2 protein-coding genes are annotated in these 856 nt (G+C 36.6%); both read left to right on the plus strand.

Annotated features, from left to right (window positions below; genetic code table 11):
- Positions 1-356 (plus strand): SMI1/KNR4 family protein (locus tag AC1DRF_RS30180; RefSeq protein ID WP_477742594.1); only part of this gene is annotated, 356 nt, incomplete at its 5' end.
- Positions 357-369: 13 nt separating this feature from the next.
- The gene (locus AC1DRF_RS30185) at positions 370-747 is read left to right on the plus strand and encodes a hypothetical protein (protein WP_043981877.1); all 378 of its coding nucleotides are present in this window, start codon (positions 370-372) and stop codon (positions 745-747) included.
- Positions 748-856 lie beyond the last annotated feature (109 nt).

An 856-nucleotide genomic window follows, 5' to 3' on the forward strand; every position in this document is an offset into this window, starting at 1 on the left:
ATAATGGACAGCGTGATGAATATATAGCAGTTATTGAAAATTATACTCTATTACCTTTAGAGGAGATTCTGTATACGTGGCAAACATTAAAAGAGCTTTTAGACGGAGGAGAATTTGAAGATTTTCCAGAAATTGAACCTATTGGGCCAGTAAAAAAAGAATTTTGGTGGAACCCACGTTGGATTTCGATTGCCACGAATGGGGGAGGAGATGATATTTGTATAGACTTGGATCCTGATGAAGGAGGGAAAATTGGTCAAATTATCACCTTTTGGCATGATTGGGAACAGCGTGAAGTAATAGCAGACAGCTTAGAAGAATGGATAACAGCCACGATAAGTCATACAGATCATTAAAGGGGAGAAGCAAATGATAAAACCTGATATAGAGAAAATCTATAAAATTCTTAAAGAACTTCCAGGTACGTCAGTGAAAGTAGAATTTGAAGATGAAGTGGGAGAAATTCTTTCTGCTCCTTATTACATCTACCTTAAAAGCGAGTTTTTAGATGGCCAATTAGGCTACAGAGAAGATTTAGAAGCAAATTCCCTTATAGGAAATCAAGAAGGAGATTGGCAAGAAAACTGGTTTGTCATAGGGTATGATGAAGAAATAGGCGGTGACCCGCTCTTTATTGATATAGGGAATGTAGATTACCCAGTTTTCACAGCTGAACATGGCATGGGTGAATGGGACGCTTTAGAAATGTATGATTCTCTAAAAGAGTTTGTAGAAGAGGTTACTTAATTATTGCTTCGTTAAAAGATTTTGATAAAAGTACGGCCAGAGAAGGACAGATAGTAGTTTAGTATATACCTAGCTGTCCTCTTTTTTAGTACCTATTAAACTTAGAAAG

Source organism: Priestia sp. P5_B4 (genome assembly GCF_056400385.1).